The organism is Leucobacter aridicollis, from assembly GCF_024399335.1.
Taxonomy (GTDB): Bacteria; Actinomycetota; Actinomycetes; order Actinomycetales; family Microbacteriaceae; genus Leucobacter; species Leucobacter aridicollis_A.
In genome coordinates this window covers 2430940-2448046 of record NZ_CP075339.1, presented here as the reverse complement: position 1 = coordinate 2448046, position 17107 = coordinate 2430940, and the positions used below count along the sequence as shown (strand labels likewise).

The 17107-nt window shown below is 64.2% G+C and carries 15 protein-coding genes; 13 read left to right on the top strand and 2 right to left on the bottom strand.

What is annotated here, in order from left to right; translation table 11 throughout:
* Window position 1 precedes the first annotated feature (1 nt).
* From KI794_RS10995 to miaA, 12 genes are all read left to right on the top strand, one after another.
* Window positions 2–1072, top strand: coding sequence for a lipid II:glycine glycyltransferase FemX (locus tag KI794_RS10995; protein ID WP_255808119.1), 1071 nt, complete (start codon window positions 2–4; stop codon window positions 1070–1072).
* Complete coding sequence (gene murJ / locus KI794_RS10990) at window positions 1072–2664, top strand: murein biosynthesis integral membrane protein MurJ (protein ID WP_255808118.1); 1593 nt, start codon at window positions 1072–1074, stop codon at window positions 2662–2664. Before KI794_RS10995 ends, murJ begins: the two co-directional genes overlap by 1 nt.
* Before the next feature lie 118 nt (window positions 2665–2782).
* Window positions 2783–4144, top strand: a complete 1362-nt coding sequence (locus KI794_RS10985; protein WP_255808117.1) for a M23 family metallopeptidase — start codon at window positions 2783–2785, stop codon at window positions 4142–4144.
* Between the two features lie 95 nt (window positions 4145–4239).
* Complete coding sequence (locus tag KI794_RS10980) at window positions 4240–7155, top strand: FtsK/SpoIIIE family DNA translocase (RefSeq protein ID WP_119279031.1); 2916 nt, start codon at window positions 4240–4242, stop codon at window positions 7153–7155.
* 48 nt (window positions 7156–7203) lie between these two features.
* Complete coding sequence (gene pgsA / locus KI794_RS10975) at window positions 7204–7809, top strand: CDP-diacylglycerol--glycerol-3-phosphate 3-phosphatidyltransferase (protein ID WP_119279029.1); 606 nt, start codon at window positions 7204–7206, stop codon at window positions 7807–7809.
* Window positions 7802–8332, top strand: a complete 531-nt coding sequence (locus KI794_RS10970; RefSeq protein ID WP_119279027.1) for a CinA family protein — start codon at window positions 7802–7804, stop codon at window positions 8330–8332. Before pgsA ends, KI794_RS10970 begins: the two co-directional genes overlap by 8 nt.
* 208 nt (window positions 8333–8540) lie before the next feature.
* Complete coding sequence (locus tag KI794_RS10965) at window positions 8541–8864, top strand: helix-turn-helix domain-containing protein (protein ID WP_119279025.1); 324 nt, start codon at window positions 8541–8543, stop codon at window positions 8862–8864.
* A 6-nt stretch (window positions 8865–8870) separates the two neighbouring features.
* The gene (locus KI794_RS10960; protein WP_119279023.1) at window positions 8871–9092 is read left to right on the top strand and encodes a DUF3046 domain-containing protein; all 222 of its coding nucleotides are present in this window, start codon (window positions 8871–8873) and stop codon (window positions 9090–9092) included.
* 248 nt (window positions 9093–9340) lie between these two features.
* A complete protein-coding gene (recA, locus tag KI794_RS10955; RefSeq protein ID WP_119279020.1) occupies window positions 9341–10414 on the top strand; it encodes a recombinase RecA in 1074 nt (357 codons plus the stop codon).
* Between the two features lie 2 nt (window positions 10415–10416).
* On the top strand, window positions 10417–11316 hold the full coding sequence (locus tag KI794_RS10950) for a regulatory protein RecX (protein ID WP_255808115.1): 900 nt from the start codon (window positions 10417–10419) through the stop codon (window positions 11314–11316).
* A gap of 46 nt (window positions 11317–11362) precedes the next feature.
* Entirely contained in the window at window positions 11363–12904 is a 1542-nt protein-coding gene (gene miaB / locus KI794_RS10945) for a tRNA (N6-isopentenyl adenosine(37)-C2)-methylthiotransferase MiaB (protein ID WP_255808114.1), read from the top strand.
* Between the two features lies 1 nt (window position 12905).
* On the top strand, window positions 12906–13856 hold the full coding sequence (gene miaA, locus KI794_RS10940; protein WP_255808113.1) for a tRNA (adenosine(37)-N6)-dimethylallyltransferase MiaA: 951 nt from the start codon (window positions 12906–12908) through the stop codon (window positions 13854–13856).
* 6 nt (window positions 13857–13862) lie between these two features.
* Here miaA and KI794_RS10935 read toward each other — a convergent pair whose 3' ends face one another.
* Together KI794_RS10935 and KI794_RS10930 are read right to left on the bottom strand one after the other, a co-directional pair.
* Window positions 13863–15029 carry a permease prefix domain 1-containing protein gene (locus tag KI794_RS10935; RefSeq protein WP_255808112.1) on the bottom strand — a complete coding sequence of 389 codons (1167 nt, stop codon included), beginning with the start codon at window positions 15027–15029 and terminating at the stop codon, window positions 13863–13865.
* Complete coding sequence (locus tag KI794_RS10930; protein ID WP_119279009.1) at window positions 15026–15358, bottom strand: PadR family transcriptional regulator; 333 nt, start codon at window positions 15356–15358, stop codon at window positions 15026–15028. The genes KI794_RS10935 and KI794_RS10930 overlap by 4 nt, the downstream gene beginning before the upstream one ends.
* Before the next feature lie 150 nt (window positions 15359–15508).
* Between KI794_RS10930 and dapF the strand changes: the two genes are divergently transcribed.
* Complete coding sequence (gene dapF / locus KI794_RS10925) at window positions 15509–16384, top strand: diaminopimelate epimerase (RefSeq protein ID WP_255808111.1); 876 nt, start codon at window positions 15509–15511, stop codon at window positions 16382–16384.
* Window positions 16385–17107: the final 723 nt, after the last annotated feature.

The window sequence follows — 17107 nt, the reverse complement described above, 5'->3', positions numbered from 1 at the left end:
GGTGGCTTCACTCCGCTTTGCGACTGCAGAGGAAGTTGGCCGCTGGGACGAGCTCGTCGAGCTCGCTCCTGGCGGCGGCGAGATCTGGCAGAGCCGCGAGTACGCTGAGATCAAGCGCCATCAGCGCTACACCGCCCGCTACATTGTGGGCGATGGGTTCCCCGCCACGCTCGTGCTTGAGAAGAAGATCCCGCTTCTTGGGAGGTTCTGGTACGTACCCGCTGGCCCCGACGTCTCTATCGACGCGCTCGGAACTCCGATGTCGGCGTCCGAGTATGTCGACCGCGGGGCGCGGCTCGCCGAGTTCGCTCGGAGCGAGGGCGTATTCCTCCTGAAGGTCGAGCCGCGCCTGCTTGCGAGCGACGAGGCTTTCTCGACGCTTCGCGCCGCAGGATACGTACCGACAGCGCACGTGCTTCCCAACGTCTCGACGATCATTCTTGACATCTCGGGTGACGAGGACGCGATCATGGCGGCGTTCTCATCGAGCACGCGGACGAAGATTCGTAAGGCCGACAAGGAGGGCTTCGACGTCCGCCGTGTCGAGGCCACCGAGGAGAACTGCAGGATCATGTTCGACCTGCTCACCGGCACTGCCGAGGAGAAGTTCGAGCTGCGCCCCTACGAGTACTTCCGTGATTTCTGGCAGGGATTCCAGGCTGCAGGGCGGGGCCAGCTCGTTCTCGGCTACGACGGTGAGGTGCCTGTGGCAGGCATGTTCGCGACGGCGCTCGGCCAGACGAGCGGGTACAAGGACGGCGCATCGGCGAAGGCCAAGCTGCCGACAGGCGCGATGTACCGCATGCAACTCGAGATCATCAGGTGGGGAAAGGAGCAGGGCGCGACCCGGCACGACCTCATCGGTACCCCTCCGAGCGACAAGCTCGACGACAAGAGCCACAGGCTCTACGGCGTGGGCCAGTACAAGCTGCGGTTGTCGAAGAACGTGACCGACTATGTCGGCACGCTCGATCTCCCGTTGAGCGCAGGCAAAGTCAAGATTTGGAACACCGTCGGCGACAGGATCGCACGTCGGTTCACTCTCGCCACCCGAGGGGACGTGTTCTACTAATGGCATCCGCGCTCCAGCGCGCGAGCGCAATCATGGCCTCGGGCACGATGGTCTCTCGAGTGCTCGGGCTCGTCAAGACGATGCTGCTTGTCTACGCGATTGGCGCGTTGTCGCGCTCCGCTGACGCGTTCACGAACGGCAACATTCTGCCGAACACGCTGTACATGCTTCTCGCAGGGGGCATGCTCAATGCCGTGCTCGTACCTCAGATCGTGAAGTCGATGCGGCAGCCCGATGGGGGGCGTGCGTACCTGAACAAGGTGCTCACGCTCGTGTCCGTCGCCCTGCTTGTCATTACGGTGCTTGCGATGCTCGCCGCACCGCTGCTCGTGCAGTTACTCACCCCCGGTTGGCCCGAGAACGCGCGGGCGTTGGCCACCGCGTTTTCGTACTGGTGCATTCCGCAGATCATTTTCTACGGGTGGTATACGGTGCTCGGCGAGGCGCTCAACGCGAAGAAGATCTTTGGCCCATTCACCTGGGCGCCCGCGATCGCGAATGTTGTCGCTATTGCCGGCACGGTCGCCTACATCGTCATCTTCGGCGCCGACAAGAATCCGCCAGTCGACGGCTGGACCACCGGCGCGATCGCGCTGCTCGCAGGTTCGGCGACGCTCGGGATTGTCGCGCAGGCGTTGATCCTGCTCGTGCCGTGGCGGCGTGCCGGCCTCGGCTTCCGACCGGATTTCAAGTGGCGTGGCGTCGGGCTGCGCCAGACCGGCAAGACGGCCTCGTGGGGCCTTGCTGCGGTCATCGTCATGACGGTTGGTGGCCTCGTCACCACCCCGGTGATGAATTACGCGTCGGGGGAGGGCCCGTCGCTCGCCGCAATGCAGTACATCTGGCTCGTATTCATGCTGCCCCACTCGGTGCTCGCAGTCTCGCTCGTCACCGCGTACTTCACCCGACTGTCAGAGCTCGGCCACGCCGGGGACCTCGATGGCTTCCGAGAAACGTTTGTTGCAGCAGCGCGGCAGGTGTCGATGCTCATGGTGTTCGCGGCCGCGATTATGTTTATGGCTGCGCCATTCGTGACCAGGGTGATTTGGCCCGCAGCCGACGCAGACGAGCTCTTGGCCATCGCACAGGTGATCCGCATCTATTCAGTGGGTCTCGCGGCTTACAGCCTGATGTTTGCAGCGCAGCGCGCCTTCTTCGCCTTGAGTGACGCTCGCACGCCGTTTGTATTCATCACGGCGCAGCTCGTTGCGCTCATCATCGGCGTCTTGATCGCCGTCACGTTCGTCGAGAAAGCGCAGATTGGTGCTGTGTATGCCGGCGTCTGGTCGGTGACGACAGTCGCGCAGGCCGCCTTCGCGCTGTGGCTGCTGCGCCGCCGCCTTGACGGCTTTGGCGGTGCATCACTGCTCGGAAGCTTCGCGAAGTACCTGATCGCCGCGGTGCCGGCTTTGGCCGTTGGGCTTGTGCTCGCACAGTTGTGCATTGCCGCGAGCCCGGACTTTGGCATGCTGCTTGCAATCGTGTTTGCGCTTGCAGTCACCGCAGCGATGGGCGTTGTCTATGGGGGAATGCTGCTAGCGCTTCGCGTCCCCGAGGTGCAAACCATTGTTCGGCGTGTGATCAGGCGGTAGCGGTGCCGACCGGCGCATACACCTAGAAACCTTCAAGCTCAGCTGGTAAGTTACGGTGGATGGTTATTTCGACCCAACTGGTTGTGATACCAATACGAATAAGGAGTGAATTTCCGCGATGACGAGCAATCCACAGTCACGTCTGCGCCGCAAGGCGGGATTCGCACTCGGACTCGCTGCCGTAGGCGCAGTGCTCGTCAGCGGAGTCGGAATCGGCCCAGTTGCTCCCGCATACGCAATCGTCTCTGATCTGCCAACGTGGCAAGACGTCGAGAAAGCGAAGCAGAACGAGGCCGCAGCCGCGGCAAAGGTGTCAGAGATCAAGGATCTGCTCGTCAAGGTGCAGAAGGAAGTCGAGCGCACCCGCGCAGAGTCCGAGGCAGCCTCGGTCAAGTTCGACCAGGCCGCAAGCCAACTCCGCGACGCGCAGGCTCGCGTCGAGGCACTCGACACACAAGCGAAGGCGAGCGAAGCTGAAGCGAAGCAGGCCTCAGAGCAGGCAGCCGCGCTGGTTTCGCAGATTTACCGCTCTGGTGGTGTAGACCGCAACCTCAGCCTCTTCCTTGAGTCAGACGGCAGCACCGCTGACGCGCTGCTCGACCGGCTCGCGCAAACCGAGAAGGCGACCGAGCGCAACACGAACATTTGGCAAAATGCCGAGCGTGCGATGAACTCGGCGCAGACGCTCAGCGATCAGGCCGATTCGGCCCGGGAAGAGCGCGACAAGCTTGCGAAGGAGGCGGAGGCCAACCAGCAGCGCGCCGCCGAGATCGCTGACGCCGCCCGAACCGAGCAGATCGAACAAGAGCAGCAGCAGAAGGTGTTGCAGCAGCAGCTCGCGGCGCTCGAGGATAAGACGACCTCAACAACCAAGGGTTACGAACAGCGCCTTGTGCTTGAGGAGCAGGAGCGTCAGCGCATCCTTGAGGAGCAGCGACGCGAAGCCGAGCGGCGGGCGGCCGAGGAGGCCGCCAATAATGCGAACAACGGCGGCGGTGGCGGCGGCAACACTGGCGGTGGGAACACCGGTGGGGGAAACACCGGCGGCGGCAACACCGGTGGTGGCAACACCGGCGGCGGGAACACGACAGGCTGGGTGAACCCGCTCGCGGGCGGATACTGGATCTCGACCGAGTGGTGGGGCTACTACGGCCACACAGGCATGGACATGGCAATTGGTCAGGGCGCGCCGATCCGAGCGGCCGCAGCGGGAACCGTATCGTTCTCGGGGTGGGCCGGTGAGTACAGCTACGGAAACATGGCCGAGATCAACCACGGCGGCGGCGTCTCGACGCTCTACGGGCACATGCAGTTCACCCCGTCAGTCAGTTACGGTCAGTCGGTCGGCGCTGGCCAGATCATCGGGTACGTCGGCAGCACCGGCAACTCGACCGGGCCGCACCTCCATTTTGAGACCAAAGTGGGCGGCGTGCCTCAGAACCCCCGGCCGTTCATGTCGGCCCGCGGTGTCGGCCTCTAGCGAGTCGTTTTACGCATAGCGGCGCGTTTTGACGAGTCTCGGGGCACGCCGTTTCCCGTGCAGCCATTGTCAGCGGTGGCTTGTACCGTAGTCACATGGCCAAAAACGCTTCGTCAGGCGGGGGCTCTACCCGATCCACCGCGTCGCAGGGCACCCGTTCGAAGGGTGCCCAGACGCGCACCGGATCTTCGAGGGGGAGTACCCGTACTTCGGCGACGACGAAAGTCATCATGGCCGAGGAAGAGCGCGAGAGTTTTTTCGTTCGCGCCTGGGGTGGCCTCGCGAACGCGGTCGGAGCAGGGGCCCGAGCGTTCAGGTCCGAGCCACTTGAGCCCGAGGCGAGACGCGACGGGTTTCCGATGCTGCTCGTGCTCCTCGCGGTCGTCGGCGCGGTCATCGAGTGGTTCCTCATTGGCAACACCGTCGCTACGCAGCTTGACACCTGGACGTTTGGTGCGCTGTTCGGCAGGATCGCGTTCGGCCTGCCGATCATCATGGGCGGCTTTGCGCTCTGGCTCTTTAACAACCCGTCGACAGTCAACGACAACAGGCGTATCGCCATCGGGCTCTTCCTTGCGCTCGCAAGCGCCTCCGGCCTTGCTCACGTGCTCGGCGGCACGCCTAAGCCGCGCGACGGCATGCCTGGTCTCGCCGAGGCTGGTGGGCTGCTCGGGTGGCTGATTGGGGCGCCGCTGAATCTCGCGACGGTCTGGGTCGCGGTTCCGGTGCTGAGCCTGCTGCTCGCGTTCTCGCTCCTCATCATCACAAAGACCCCACCGAGCAAGATTGGCTCGCGCATACGCGAAGGGTACGCGTATCTCTTTGGTGCGCCCGCGCCCGCAGAACGTGAGGTCGAGCCATCCGAGAAGAGGTCGAAGAAGTCAGGGAAGTCTTCGGACAAGACTGGTGAGCTCTTTGACCATTCAGACGAGTCTGACGACGCACTTCCGTGGTGGCGGCGCAACGCGACGGGCCGCGAAGAGGATCCAAATTACCTGCCAGATCCCTCTGCGATCGAGGAAGTACTGGCCGCAAGCGAGGCTGAGCAGGTTGGTGCGTTCGAGTCGGCGTTTGCTGATGAGGCGCCGACGGACGTCTTCGACGCCGACGTGTTTGCAGGGCTCGAAGGCGTCGACCAGGCGGCAAGCCGGCCAGGTCGCGGGTCGGGGCTTGGAGACGACTCGTTCGATAGCTTCTCGGATCCGGTCGACGAGCCCGAGCCTGTCTCCGAGAGTCGCGAATTCGCGGTAGCTCCGCCGCACGATCCCGCGGCCAACGCCGACTACTCGCTGCCCGAGCAGGCACTCCTGTCTGCGGGCGCACCGCCGAAAACTCACAGCGAGGCGAACGAGCAGATCATGGCGGCCGTCGCTCGGGTCTTCGAAGAGTTCAAGGTCGACGCTGTTGTCACAGGGTTCTCGCGTGGTCCGACGGTCACTCAGTACGAGGTCGAGCTTGGCCCTGGCGTTAAAGTCGAGAAAGTCACGGCTCTCTCACGGAACCTCTCGTACGCTGTCGCGTCGAACGAGGTCCGTATCCTCTCGCCAATTCCGGGCAAGAGCGCTATCGGCATTGAGATCCCGAATAAGGATCGCGAGAACGTCGCTCTTGGCGACGTCCTTCGGTCGGCCAAGGCGCAGCGAAACACCCACCCGATGACAATCGGTGTCGGCAAGGATGTGAAGGGCGAGTTCGTCCTCGCGAACCTTGCGAAGATGCCACACCTGCTCGTCGCTGGTGCGACGGGATCGGGTAAGTCAAGCTTTATCAACTCCATGATCACGAGCCTGCTCATGCGCGCGACTCCCTCCGAGGTACGCATGGTCCTCGTTGATCCGAAGCGTGTTGAGCTCACTGTCTATCAGGGTGTCCCTCACCTCATCACTCCGATCATCACCGCTCCGAAGAAGGCTGCGGAAGCGTTGCAATGGGTCGTGAAAGAGATGGACATGCGCTACGACGACCTTGCGTCGTTCGGGTTCAGGCACATTGACGACTTCAACGTTGCCGTTCGTGAGGGCACGATCGTGCTTCCCGAGGGGAGCCAGCGCCAGCTGAAGCCCTACCCCTACCTACTGGTCGTCGTGGACGAGCTCGCCGACCTCATGCTCGTTGCGCCCCGCGACGTTGAAGACTCGATTCAGCGCATCACCCAGCTCGCGCGAGCGGCCGGTATTCACCTCGTGCTGGCAACCCAGCGCCCCTCTGTAAACGTCGTCACCGGCGTGATCAAGTCGAATGTGCCGAGTCGGTACGCCTTCGCCGTCGCCTCAGGAACCGACTCGCGAGTCATTCTCGACGAGGTCGGCGCTGAGCGACTCATTGGCCAGGGCGACGGCCTACTGCTGTTGAATGGCGAGTCGAGCCCGATGCGCGTCCAGGGTGCGTGGGTCGACGAGGCCGAGATCGCCCGGGTTGTGAAGCACGTGAAGGAGCAGGCGACGCCCGAGTACCGGGCAGACGTCGCGCAGGCTACGGAGAAGAAGGAGATCGACGCCGACATCGGCGACGATCTCGAGGTGCTCGTCGCGGCCATTGAGCTCGTGGTGACCTCGCAGTTCGGGTCGACGTCGATGCTGCAGCGCAAGCTCCGTGTTGGCTTCGCGAAAGCTGGCAGGCTCATGGACCTCATGGAGTCTCGCGATATCGTTGGCCCCTCCGAAGGGTCGAAGGCGCGTGACGTGCTCGTCGCCCCCGAACAGCTCGCTGAGGTGCTCGCGCGTATCCAGGGTGGCGGAGCCGCGCCGAGCTTTGCTCAGCCAGCCACTCCGCCCGCAGCCCCGGCCCAGATGCCAGCGGTGTCACCACCACCCGTCGCTCCGGCTCCGGGAGATGCCGTCACCGACGTAATCGTCCCAGCGGGCGGCGGGGCCGGCGAGTATGAGGCCGACACCCGATACGACGACCCGCTCGCGCAGCGCGAGGCCGCTGCGCCCGAGGCGTATGACTACGGAGACAACGACGACGATGGGGGCTCGGAAGACGCCTGGCAGCTGACGGGCCGCGATTAGGAAGGCTGCGTCCCGCTTCGCGGACCGCGCCCCCGGTAGAGTGGGCGTATGAGCAATCAGCAGGCTGGCGACGTGAAGCCGAGCAACTGGAACGCGCCGAACATCATCACGGCTGCGCGAATCGTTGCGACGCCATTCTTTCTCTGGCTCCTGCTTGCCTCAGGGGACAGCGTAGCCATGCGCTGGGGCGCCGCGGCTTTCTTCGTGATTGCGATAGCGACTGACGCCCTCGACGGCTACCTTGCGCGTTCGCGCGGTCTCATCACTGACCTCGGCAAACTGCTCGACCCGATCGCAGACAAGGCGCTCACTGGTGCAGCGCTCGTCGGTCTCGCGGTCTTGCTCGAGCTGCCCTGGTGGGTAGTTATCGTCGTTCTTGTCCGAGAGATTGGTGTGACGATTCACCGCCTCATGATCGTGAGCGACGTTGTCGTCGCTGCAGCCTGGATGGGCAAGCTCAAGACCGTCGCGCAGTCCGTCGCGATCGCGCTCGCGCTCACACCGCTCGCGCACCTTGAAGGCGCGGCCGGAGCGGTGTTCACCTGGGTGAACATCGTCACCATGACGATCGCCGTGATCCTCACCGTGGTGAGCGGAATAGACTACGTCGTTGCCTACGTGCGCGGCAGGGGGGCCGCCGCTCGCAATGTCTGACACTTTCGCACTCGCCGAGGAGATCGTTGCACGCGCGACGAGCTCGGGGGAGCGTATTGCTACGGCAGAGTCATTGACGGGCGGACTGCTTGCCGCAGCACTCGTAGCGATCCCTGGCGCATCACAGGCCTTCAGTGGGGGAGTCGTTGCCTATGACACGAGGCTGAAAGCTGCGATCCTGGGCGTCGATGAGGCACTCCTGCGGGATCGCGGTCCTGTTGATGCCGAAGTCGCTCGGCAGATGGCGATCGGTGTCCGGTCTGCGTGCGCAATTTCCTCGGCTGACGGGGTGGCTGGACCGGTGCCGGCGTCGATCGGTGTCGCCACGACGGGGGTCGCAGGCCCAGATCCAGACCCGCAGACAGGGCAGCCTGCCGGTACAGTGTGGGTCGCGATCAGTACGGAGGGCGGCACCAAGGCTGAACTCGTAGCAGCCCCGGGAGAGACCCGTGAAGAAGTTCGAGGCGCTGCGCTGGTGGCGGCGCTCTTGCTTGTGCTCGAGTATCTGCGTTCTCTCGACTAGAAATCAGGTTCAGGTTTCATGGAACAACCTGAGAATTTCCAAAAACCTGAGTTAGGTCGACTCAGGTTCAGGGAATTCAGGGAATAGAACAGATAGTCTCTTGGTTGTTCACAGTGTCACAACATGTGACGGCAAGTGCCGAATCGGCGTTTGCCGGGTAAGGTTACATGCACGACCGTAGGGTCGTGCAGATTCGAGGAGGTTGCACATGCTGCTAGTACGTCAAGAAATTGGTGATGTGCTTCGCGACTTCCGTCTGCAGAAGGGGCGCACCCTCCGGCAGGTTGCGGGTGACGCAAGTGTTGCGCTCGGATACCTCAGTGAGGTTGAGCGCGGGCAGAAGGAAGCGTCGAGTGAGATTCTCGCCGCGGTTGCAGATGCGCTAGACACTCCACTTTCCGTCATTCTCGGCGAGGTGAGCGAGCGTCTCGCAATCGTTGAGGGGTTGTCGCTGCCAATGCAGAGCAGCGTGCCGGATACCGTTCCTGTCGAGCTGGTTTCTGGCTACGGCTCGGAACTCGTTTCGCGATAGTAGGTTATGCGTCACCGCGCCTTTCGCGCTGCCGTTGCCGAGGAGTTCGGGGAGGCTCATTCAGGAGTGCTCCTGCGCGACTATTGGCTCGCCGCGCTTGGGTCCACGCCGGATGAGGCGCTGGACCGGGGGGTTGAGCCACGCGTCGTCTGGGATGCGCTCTGCGTCGAATTCGAGGTGCCCGAGCCTCGGCGGCATGGCCGCGGACTTGCCGACCCGAGGGAGTAATTGAGCTGTTGCGCGACACGCCGTCGCGCCGTATTCGAATATGTGTTCGAAGAGTGTTATCTTCGTCCACAGGTAGTGAACTGCAACGCAGTCCCCGCTGATTGGTGCCTCCGAGCTTCAATGTCGGAGGCCCGATCTAGGGTCTGAGTTAGGGAATTACCCAGCCTTGTCAACACCGTCCCGGTGTCGTGACAGTCGGTAGGCAGTAACTCAGCGGTTTTGTCCGCGCGAATACGAAGGAAGTCATCATGGCAGCAGCAAAAGATCGCGAAAAGGCACTCGAGTCGGCCCTTGCCCTCATTGATCGCCAGTTCGGCAAGGGCGCGATCATGCGGATGGGTAGCCAGGAACGTCAGGCGGTTGAGGTTATCCCGACAGGTTCGGTTGCACTTGACGTTGCGCTCGGCATTGGCGGACTGCCTCGCGGCCGCATTATTGAGATCTACGGCCCCGAGTCTTCGGGTAAGACAACGCTGACACTGCATGCAATCGCGAACGCACAGCGCGCGGGCGGCATTGCGGCCTTCATCGACGCGGAGCACGCGCTCGATCCCGATTACGCGCAGAAGCTCGGCGTCGACATCGACGCCCTCCTCGTCGCGCAGCCAGACACCGGCGAGCAGGCGCTCGAGATTGCCGACATGCTGATTCGCTCGGGCTCAGTCGACCTTGTTGTTGTCGACTCGGTGGCGGCGCTCGTGCCGAAGGCTGAGATCGACGGCGACATGGGAGACAGCCATGTCGGCCTGCAGGCGCGACTGATGTCTCAGGCGCTGCGCAAGATCACCGGCAGCCTGAACTCGACGAAAACAACCGCGATCTTCATCAACCAGCTGCGTGAGAAGATTGGCGTCTTCTTCGGGAGCCCAGAGACGACCTCTGGCGGCAAGGCGCTCAAGTTCTATGCGTCAGTTCGTCTCGACATTCGACGCATTCAGACCCTGAAAGACGGCCAGGATGCAGTGGGCAACCGTACCCGAGTGAAGGTCGTCAAGAACAAGATGGCCCCGCCTTTCAAGCAGGCAGAGTTCGACATTCTTTACGGTACGGGCATCTCGCGTGAGGGCTCGCTTATCGACTACGGCGTGGAACACGGCCTCGTGAAGAAGAGCGGCGCCTGGTACACCTACGACGGAGACCAGCTGGGGCAGGGCATGGAGAATGCGCGCCGCTTCCTTATCGCGAATCCAGACATTGCTCTGGAGATCGAGGAGAAGATCCTCACCAAGCTCGGCGTGAACGGCCGTTCTGAGGAGGAGGCTCCGGCTCCCGAGACGAAGGCAGCTGATGACAAGGGCGAGCAGCTCGCTGCGAGCGCCTAACAATGGCTGTCAGGTTTCTTCCTCCTCCCGAGGAGCGGCCAACGCCGCAGCGGGAGGATCGGGGCGACCTCGCCGAGGTGATCGAGTTCCGCAGCAGGCTCCGGCGGCCGGAGCCTGCTGGGGCAGAAGCTGAACCGAGTCTCCCGGCGAGTGATACGACTGTGCCGCGAGGCGCAGCTCGGCTGGGCGTCCATGCCGATCCGGGTCGCTCTGGCTCGGGCCCTGGTGATTCAGGTCAGATCGACTCGGGCGAGTCGGATGGTGCCGGCTGGACGGGACCGGGGCTGATTCGCCTCGATGCTGCCAGCCGCGCCTTGGTGACGGCGAATGGCGAAGCCCCGGACGCCGAGCTTGGCGAGCATAGGGGCGGGGTAGACGCCGCCCGAAGTGACGACTCTGCCGATGGTCCCACTGCGTACGAGACCGCAGTGAAGCTCCTTGCGCGCAAGCCACTCTCGACGGGTGAGCTGCACCGCGCCCTTGTCTCGGCTGGCCACCCCGAGATCGACGCCGAAGAGGCAGTGGCGAAGTGCACGGAGTCGCTCTACCTCGACGACACTGATCTCGCGTCCGCGGTCGCGACCAAGCTGCGCGACGCCAAGGGCGAAAGCAAAGCGCGTATCAGACAGAAACTGCGCGAGCGGCACCTCCCGGACGCCGCAATCGAGAGCGCGCTTGCCGACCTCGACGACGACGAAGAAATGGAACTGCTGCGCCAGACCGCGAGCGATCGCGCCAGGCGAATGGTCGGGCTTGATCGTCAAACCGCCGAGCGCCGCCTGCTCGGCTTTCTCGCCCGTCGTGGTTGGTCGGGCGAACGAGCGACCCGCGCAGCGAAAGATGCCCTCGACGGCGTCGCGCGCGGCGCTAGCGGAGGCCGGGGCTCGGTCAGGTTCCGCTGATCCAGTGGATTCTTGCTCGGTGGCCGGCGCGGGTAGAATCGTTGCTATGCCTACCGTCGAAGCAGTGAAGATCGAGCCGTCGCCAGCAGCGGTCCGCCCCGATGGGTCGGCCCGGAGCTACACTGTGCGCACCCTCGGATGCCAGATGAATGTGCACGACTCCGAGCGGATGTCTGGGTCGCTCGAGGCTGCGGGGTACGTTCCTGCGGTCGACGCTGAAGACGCCGACGTTATTGTGATCAATACCTGCGCGGTCCGCGAGAATGCCGCCAACAAGCTCTACGGCAACCTCGGGATGCTCGCCAGTGTGAAGCGAGAGCGCGAAGGAATGCAGATCGCCGTTGGTGGTTGCCTTGCGCAGAAGGATCAGGGCGAGATCGTCGAGAAGGCGCCCTGGGTTGATGTGGTATTTGGTACACACAACATGGGGTCGCTGCCAACGCTCCTCGAGCGTGCCCGGCACAACTCCGAGGCGCAGGTCGAGATCCTCGAGGCGCTCGAGGTGTTTCCGTCGACGTTGCCGACGAAACGCGACTCGGCGTCGAGCGGTTGGGTATCGATCTCGGTCGGGTGCAACAACACTTGTACGTTCTGCATCGTCCCGTCGCTCCGCGGCAAGGAGAAGGACAGGCGACCCGGCGAGATTCTTGCTGAAGTGCGGGCGCTTGTTGATGACGGCGCGGTGGAGGTCACGCTCCTTGGCCAGAACGTCAACACCTACGGGGTCGAGTTTGGCGATAGGCAGGCGTTCGGCAAGCTGCTGCGTGCGATGGGTGACATCGAGGGGCTCGAGCGAGTTCGGTTCACGAGCCCACACCCGGCAGCGTTCACTGACGACGTGATCGCGGCAATGGCCGAGACACCCAATGTCATGCCGTCGCTGCACATGCCGCTGCAGTCGGGCTCAGACACCGTGCTCAAGGCCATGCGTCGCTCGTACCGGTCCAAGCGCTTCCTCGGCATCCTCGATGCGGTGCGTGAGCGGATCCCGAACGCGGCCATCACGACCGACATCATCGTCGGGTTCCCCGGGGAAACCGACGAGGACTTCGAGGATACGTTGCGCGTTGTTGAGCAGTCGCGGTTCTCGAGCGCGTTCACTTTTCAATACTCGATCAGGCCCGGCACCCCCGCGGCAACGATGCAGGATCAGATCCCGAAGGCGGTCGTGCAGGAGCGCTACGAGCGGCTTCAAGCGTTGCAAGAGCGACTCTCGCTTGAAGAGAATCAGGCGCAGATCGGGAAAACGGTCGAGGTGTTGGTCTCGGCGAACGAGGGCCGCAAGGACGGTTCCACGAGGCGCATGTCGGGCCGTGCAGCCGACAACCGTCTTGTTCACTTTGTCGTCCCGGAGGGGGCTGAGGAGCCGCGTCCCGGCGACATGGTGACGACAACGGTGACCTCGGCCGCTCCGCACTTCATCATCGCCGACGAAACCGTAGGGTTCTCGGTGCGCCGGACCCGCGCGGGCGACGCATGGGATCGCAGGCAGGCAGAGAGCTGTGGTGCTCCCGCAACTGGCAACGCAACCCAGGGGGCTGGCCGCGCCGTGAACCTGGGGCTCCCGACACTTCGCATCGGAACCTGAGGTGGGAGCGCTCTGGGCGATCGTCGGAGCGACAGGCACCGGGAAGTCTGAAGCCGCGCTCGATCTTGCCGAGCGACTCGGTGCAGCTCGCGGGGTGCCCGCGCAGATTGTGAACTCTGACGCAATGCAGCTGTACGCCGGCATGGATATTGGCACGGCGAAGCTTCCGGCGTCCGAGCGGCGCGGGATCCCGCACCACATGTTCGACGTGTTCGAACCCCGTGAGGAGGCGACGGTCGCGCGGTATCAGCCCGATGCGCGGGCTGCGATCAGCGCGATCCTCAAGCAGGGGGGAGACGCCATCCTTGTCGGTGGATCTGGGCTCTACGTATCGAGCGTGGTTTTCGACTTTCAGTTTCCTCCGCGTGACGCCGCGACGCGCGCTGCGCTTGAGCGGGAGTACGAGTCAGCCGGCATCGAGCCGCTCGTTGCAAGGCTGAGCGACCTCGATCCTGCTGTCGCCGCTGCCGTCGATCGCCGAAATCCGAGGCGCGTCATTCGCGCTCTCGAGGTTGCTTTGCTCGGTGGCGATGCGATGGTCACGCTCCCCAGCGATCCGGTGCTCTGGCACGCAGGGGCGGGCCACGATCGCACCCATATTCTCGGCATCGCTTGCGAGCGCGGTGTGCTGACCGAGCGCCTCGACGCGCGGGTGCGGGGGATGTGGGCGAGTGGCATGCTCGACGAGGTTCGAGGGCTACTGCCGCAGGGCCTCGCCGAGGGGAAGACTGCGAGCCGGGCGATTGGCTACGCGCAGGCGCTCGCGCAACTTGCGGGAGACCTCACCGAGGGTGAGGCGATCGCAGAGACGCAGGCACTCACGCGGCGCTACGCGAGAAGGCAGGTCAGCTGGTTCAAGCGCTACCCGAATGCGGCCTGGATCGATCAGACAGCTGGACGCGATCTGAGTGCCCTCGACGAGATCGTCTCAGGAAGCCTGCGGGCGGAGTAACGCTGCTTAACGCTTCGAGGCGCGGTACGACTCCCACGACCCGAAGCCTGCAGCAATCGCGCCGAAGAGCACACCAGCAATCGGCCAGACGATCCACGACGTCCCCCAGGCGTTGCCGATGAAACTCCATGCGAGGTATCCCAGGGTGACGAGTGGCCAGTAGAAGCTCGCGATCACGCCAACGATGCTGTGCTCCTCGTCGTCGACTGGGGTGCCGTCGGCAGTAATACTGCCCTCGCGGGTGATCCGGTCGGCAGCGCTCGCTGCCCAGTTTGCGGGGAGAAAAATGAGGAGGCCGAGGGCGACGAGTGTGAGGGCGCCGCTCACCGCGACTCCGCTCCAGCCGTCGGGGAGGATCGTGACGGCCAAGATCGGCGCGAACGCGAAGATCCACAGCCCAATGGCGATCTGCAACTTGCCTGTCCGCGCCTGCGATTGTGCGGCTGCAAGGTCAGTTGCGAACTTGATTGAGTCGGGTTGCGGCGAGAAGTGTCCACGCTCGATGCGGGCGAACTGTGACAGGCGCTGTGCCCTACCGACGAGCACGAGCACGCCGCACGCGATGAGGGCGACGGTCGCCATGATGCCGACGAACACGGCAACGTTGTAGGCGCCGCCGCTCCATAGTGCCTCGGCTGTCGTCGTGACTGCAATGAGCGGGGCCATCGCGAAGACGAGCAGGGAGACGCCAAGACCGAGCTTCTCGTCGACGGTCTCGCGCAGCGTCGTGTAGGCCTGTGTCTCGGCAAGCCCGAGCGGGGCGTGCTCGCGCGGCGGTCTTGGCTGCGAAGCGGCCTGCGCGGGGAGTTGGGCGTCCCCATGCTGCTGCGCATAGGCAGGGCCAGTCTGCCCGTCGGCGGGCTGCCCTGGGGGTCGTGTCTGTGGCCCTGAACCTGGTAGCGCAGGGTGCGCGGCGGTGGTTGTGCCCTGGGGGCTTGATGAGACAGGGGGTGCGAGCTCGCGCGTGATGCCTAGAACGGGTGCGAGTTCGTCGAGGTTGCCGAACTCGGTGATGACCTTTCCGACGGCCTCGTTCTCAGACATCCCGTCGGCCTTCGCGGCGGCGTAGGCGTCCTCCATCATCGCCTGCAGCTCGGCGCGGGCTTCGACGAGCCGGGGGCTTGCTGGATATCCGGCGAACATAGTGTCCAGGTACGAGATGATGACGTTCACGAGGACGCTCCTTTGGCAAAACGGTCGACGACGGACTTCGTGATCTCCCACTCCGCGAGTTTCTCCTCGAGGTGAGACAGTCCGGCCTGGGTGATCTGATAGTAGGTGCGGGGCTTTCCGGAGTCCGAGGAGCCAGCGAACGAGGTGACGAGTTCCGCGACCTCAAGGCGCTTCACCGCTGAATACAGGGTTGTCTGCTTGATCGAGTAGTCGTTGCCTGCGACCGTGGCGATCTGTTGCGCGAGGTCGTATGCATACGACGGGCGCGTCCGCAGCAGGGAGAGCACCATGAGGTCGACGTAGCCGCGGATTGCATCGGCACCGATCATGCGCGCCTCCTTTCCCTGTCGATGGCGCGTGTGCAGGCGCCGTATGCCATCGAACGTACTACGTGACGCGTAGTACGTCAAGCGTTGCGTGGGAGAGTATGCGGTAGCGTATTCCTCACAACCTCTGCTAGCGCCCTGAAGGAGTCACCCATGACCGCACTCACATTTACCAAGGGCCACGGAACGGGGAACGACTTTGTGCTCTTCACTGATCCTGATGGCGAGGTTGACCTCACACCCGAGCGGGTCAAGTTCCTCTGTGACCGTCGATTCGGAATCGGCGCCGACGGTGTGATCCGTGCGGTCCGCTCCCGTGCGATCCCTGAGGGGGCCGACATTCTTGCGGTGGAGCCCGAGGCTGAGTGGTTCATGGACTACTGGAACGCCGATGGCACCGTCGCAGAGATGTGCGGCAACGGTGTGCGCGTCTACACGCACTACCTGATCTCTGAGGGGCTCGTCTCGCCGGAACGAAGCGACACGCTCCCGCTCGGCACGCGTGCGGGAGTTCGCGACGTGCTCATCGGCGCGTCGGGCTACACCGTCGACCTTGGGCGGTGGCGGCTCGCTCCCGAACGCCTTGTCGCGGCGACGGGCCTCGCAGTGCCGCGCCCTGGCCTCGGCATCGACGTTGGCAACCCGCACGTCGTGGCAGTGCTCGCCGACGATGCTGAACTTGATGGGCTCGGGCTGGTGAGCGAGCCGGCGCTTGATCCGGCCCCTGCTGGTGGCGCAAACGTCGAATTCGTCGTGCCCTCCGAACCACTCCTGAAGAACGGGGTCGCGCATATCCGCATGCGCGTCTTTGAGCGGGGCGTCGGCGAAACGCTGTCGTGCGGCACTGGCGCGGCTGCGGCAGCCCTCGCGTTCCGCCACTGGGGCGGCGAGCAGATGCCGAACAGCTGGAGCGTCGAGGTCCCCGGGGGCAAGCTCGGCATACGCATGTTTGCGACAGAAGAGGGCGAGCACGTGTCGCTCTCAGGCCCTGCCGAGCTCGTCTACAGCGGGACCGTCGAACTGCCATAGCCGAAGAGCTCACTGCGGTGCATTCGCGACCTGCACTGCGCTCGCGAATGCACCTCCCTCGGGGCACCTCGGGGTCAACCGAGTGCGCGCCGCGCTGAGTCGCCCCGACCACATCCGAGTCTCAGCGCTACGGAAGCCTAAACGTCTCGACCCGGTACGTAGTTTCTACGGATGTGCTTCAGCGCGCCCAAAACCTAATCTGCTCATATCTTCCCAGCGGTGCCGCAATGATGCGATCCATCGACGGGTGGTGGCGAGAGGCCCGTCGGGCCCCGCGCCGGGGCACGCGTCTCAACCGCTTACCCCGCTTGGCATCGGGGGCGCCGGGCGCGCTCCCGTGAGTGAATCGGGTCCCGATTATGTTCCAGAAAACTCGCCGAGAACCCGGTGGGTATAGCGCGAATCCAGGAACAGGCCGGTTCTGGCTTGTTCTCCTTTCTGCCGTGGCACTCACCCTCGGCCCAGCACCGCTGGCGGCATTCGCGGACGACGCGACAGCTCCCGCTGATGCTCCGGACAGCACCGCCGCTGTCTCAACTCCAGCGACGCCGGCAGCGGCTCCCGCGGCGCCACCGCCAGAGCAGCCGGCCCCCGCGCCGGCCCCTCCGGTTGAGCAAAGCGCGGCCCCCGCGCCAGCGCCTGAACCGGTGGTCGCGCCAGTCCCGGCTCCGGCGCCCGAGCCAGTTGCCGAGGCAGCGCCGGCACAACCTGCGCCGCCCGCCC

Excerpts from the sequence above, each read along its gene's own strand:
- murJ (WP_255808118.1), top strand. The coding sequence starts at position 1,072 with ATGGCATCCGCGCTCCAGCGCGCGAGCGCAATCATGGCCTCGGGCACG.
- KI794_RS10985 (WP_255808117.1), top strand. The coding sequence starts at position 2,783 with ATGACGAGCAATCCACAGTCACGTCTGCGCCGCAAGGCGGGATTCGCA.
- KI794_RS10980 (WP_119279031.1), top strand. The coding sequence starts at position 4,240 with ATGGCCAAAAACGCTTCGTCAGGCGGGGGCTCTACCCGATCCACCGCG.
- pgsA (WP_119279029.1), top strand. The coding sequence starts at position 7,204 with ATGAGCAATCAGCAGGCTGGCGACGTGAAGCCGAGCAACTGGAACGCG.
- KI794_RS10970 (WP_119279027.1), top strand. The coding sequence starts at position 7,802 with ATGTCTGACACTTTCGCACTCGCCGAGGAGATCGTTGCACGCGCGACG.
- KI794_RS10965 (WP_119279025.1), top strand. The coding sequence starts at position 8,541 with ATGCTGCTAGTACGTCAAGAAATTGGTGATGTGCTTCGCGACTTCCGT.
- KI794_RS10960 (WP_119279023.1), top strand. The coding sequence starts at position 8,871 with ATGCGTCACCGCGCCTTTCGCGCTGCCGTTGCCGAGGAGTTCGGGGAG.
- recA (WP_119279020.1), top strand. The coding sequence starts at position 9,341 with ATGGCAGCAGCAAAAGATCGCGAAAAGGCACTCGAGTCGGCCCTTGCC.
- KI794_RS10950 (WP_255808115.1), top strand. The coding sequence starts at position 10,417 with ATGGCTGTCAGGTTTCTTCCTCCTCCCGAGGAGCGGCCAACGCCGCAG.
- miaB (WP_255808114.1), top strand. The coding sequence starts at position 11,363 with ATGCCTACCGTCGAAGCAGTGAAGATCGAGCCGTCGCCAGCAGCGGTC.
- KI794_RS10930 (WP_119279009.1), bottom strand. The coding sequence starts at position 15,358 with ATGATCGGTGCCGATGCAATCCGCGGCTACGTCGACCTCATGGTGCTC.
- dapF (WP_255808111.1), top strand. The coding sequence starts at position 15,509 with ATGACCGCACTCACATTTACCAAGGGCCACGGAACGGGGAACGACTTT.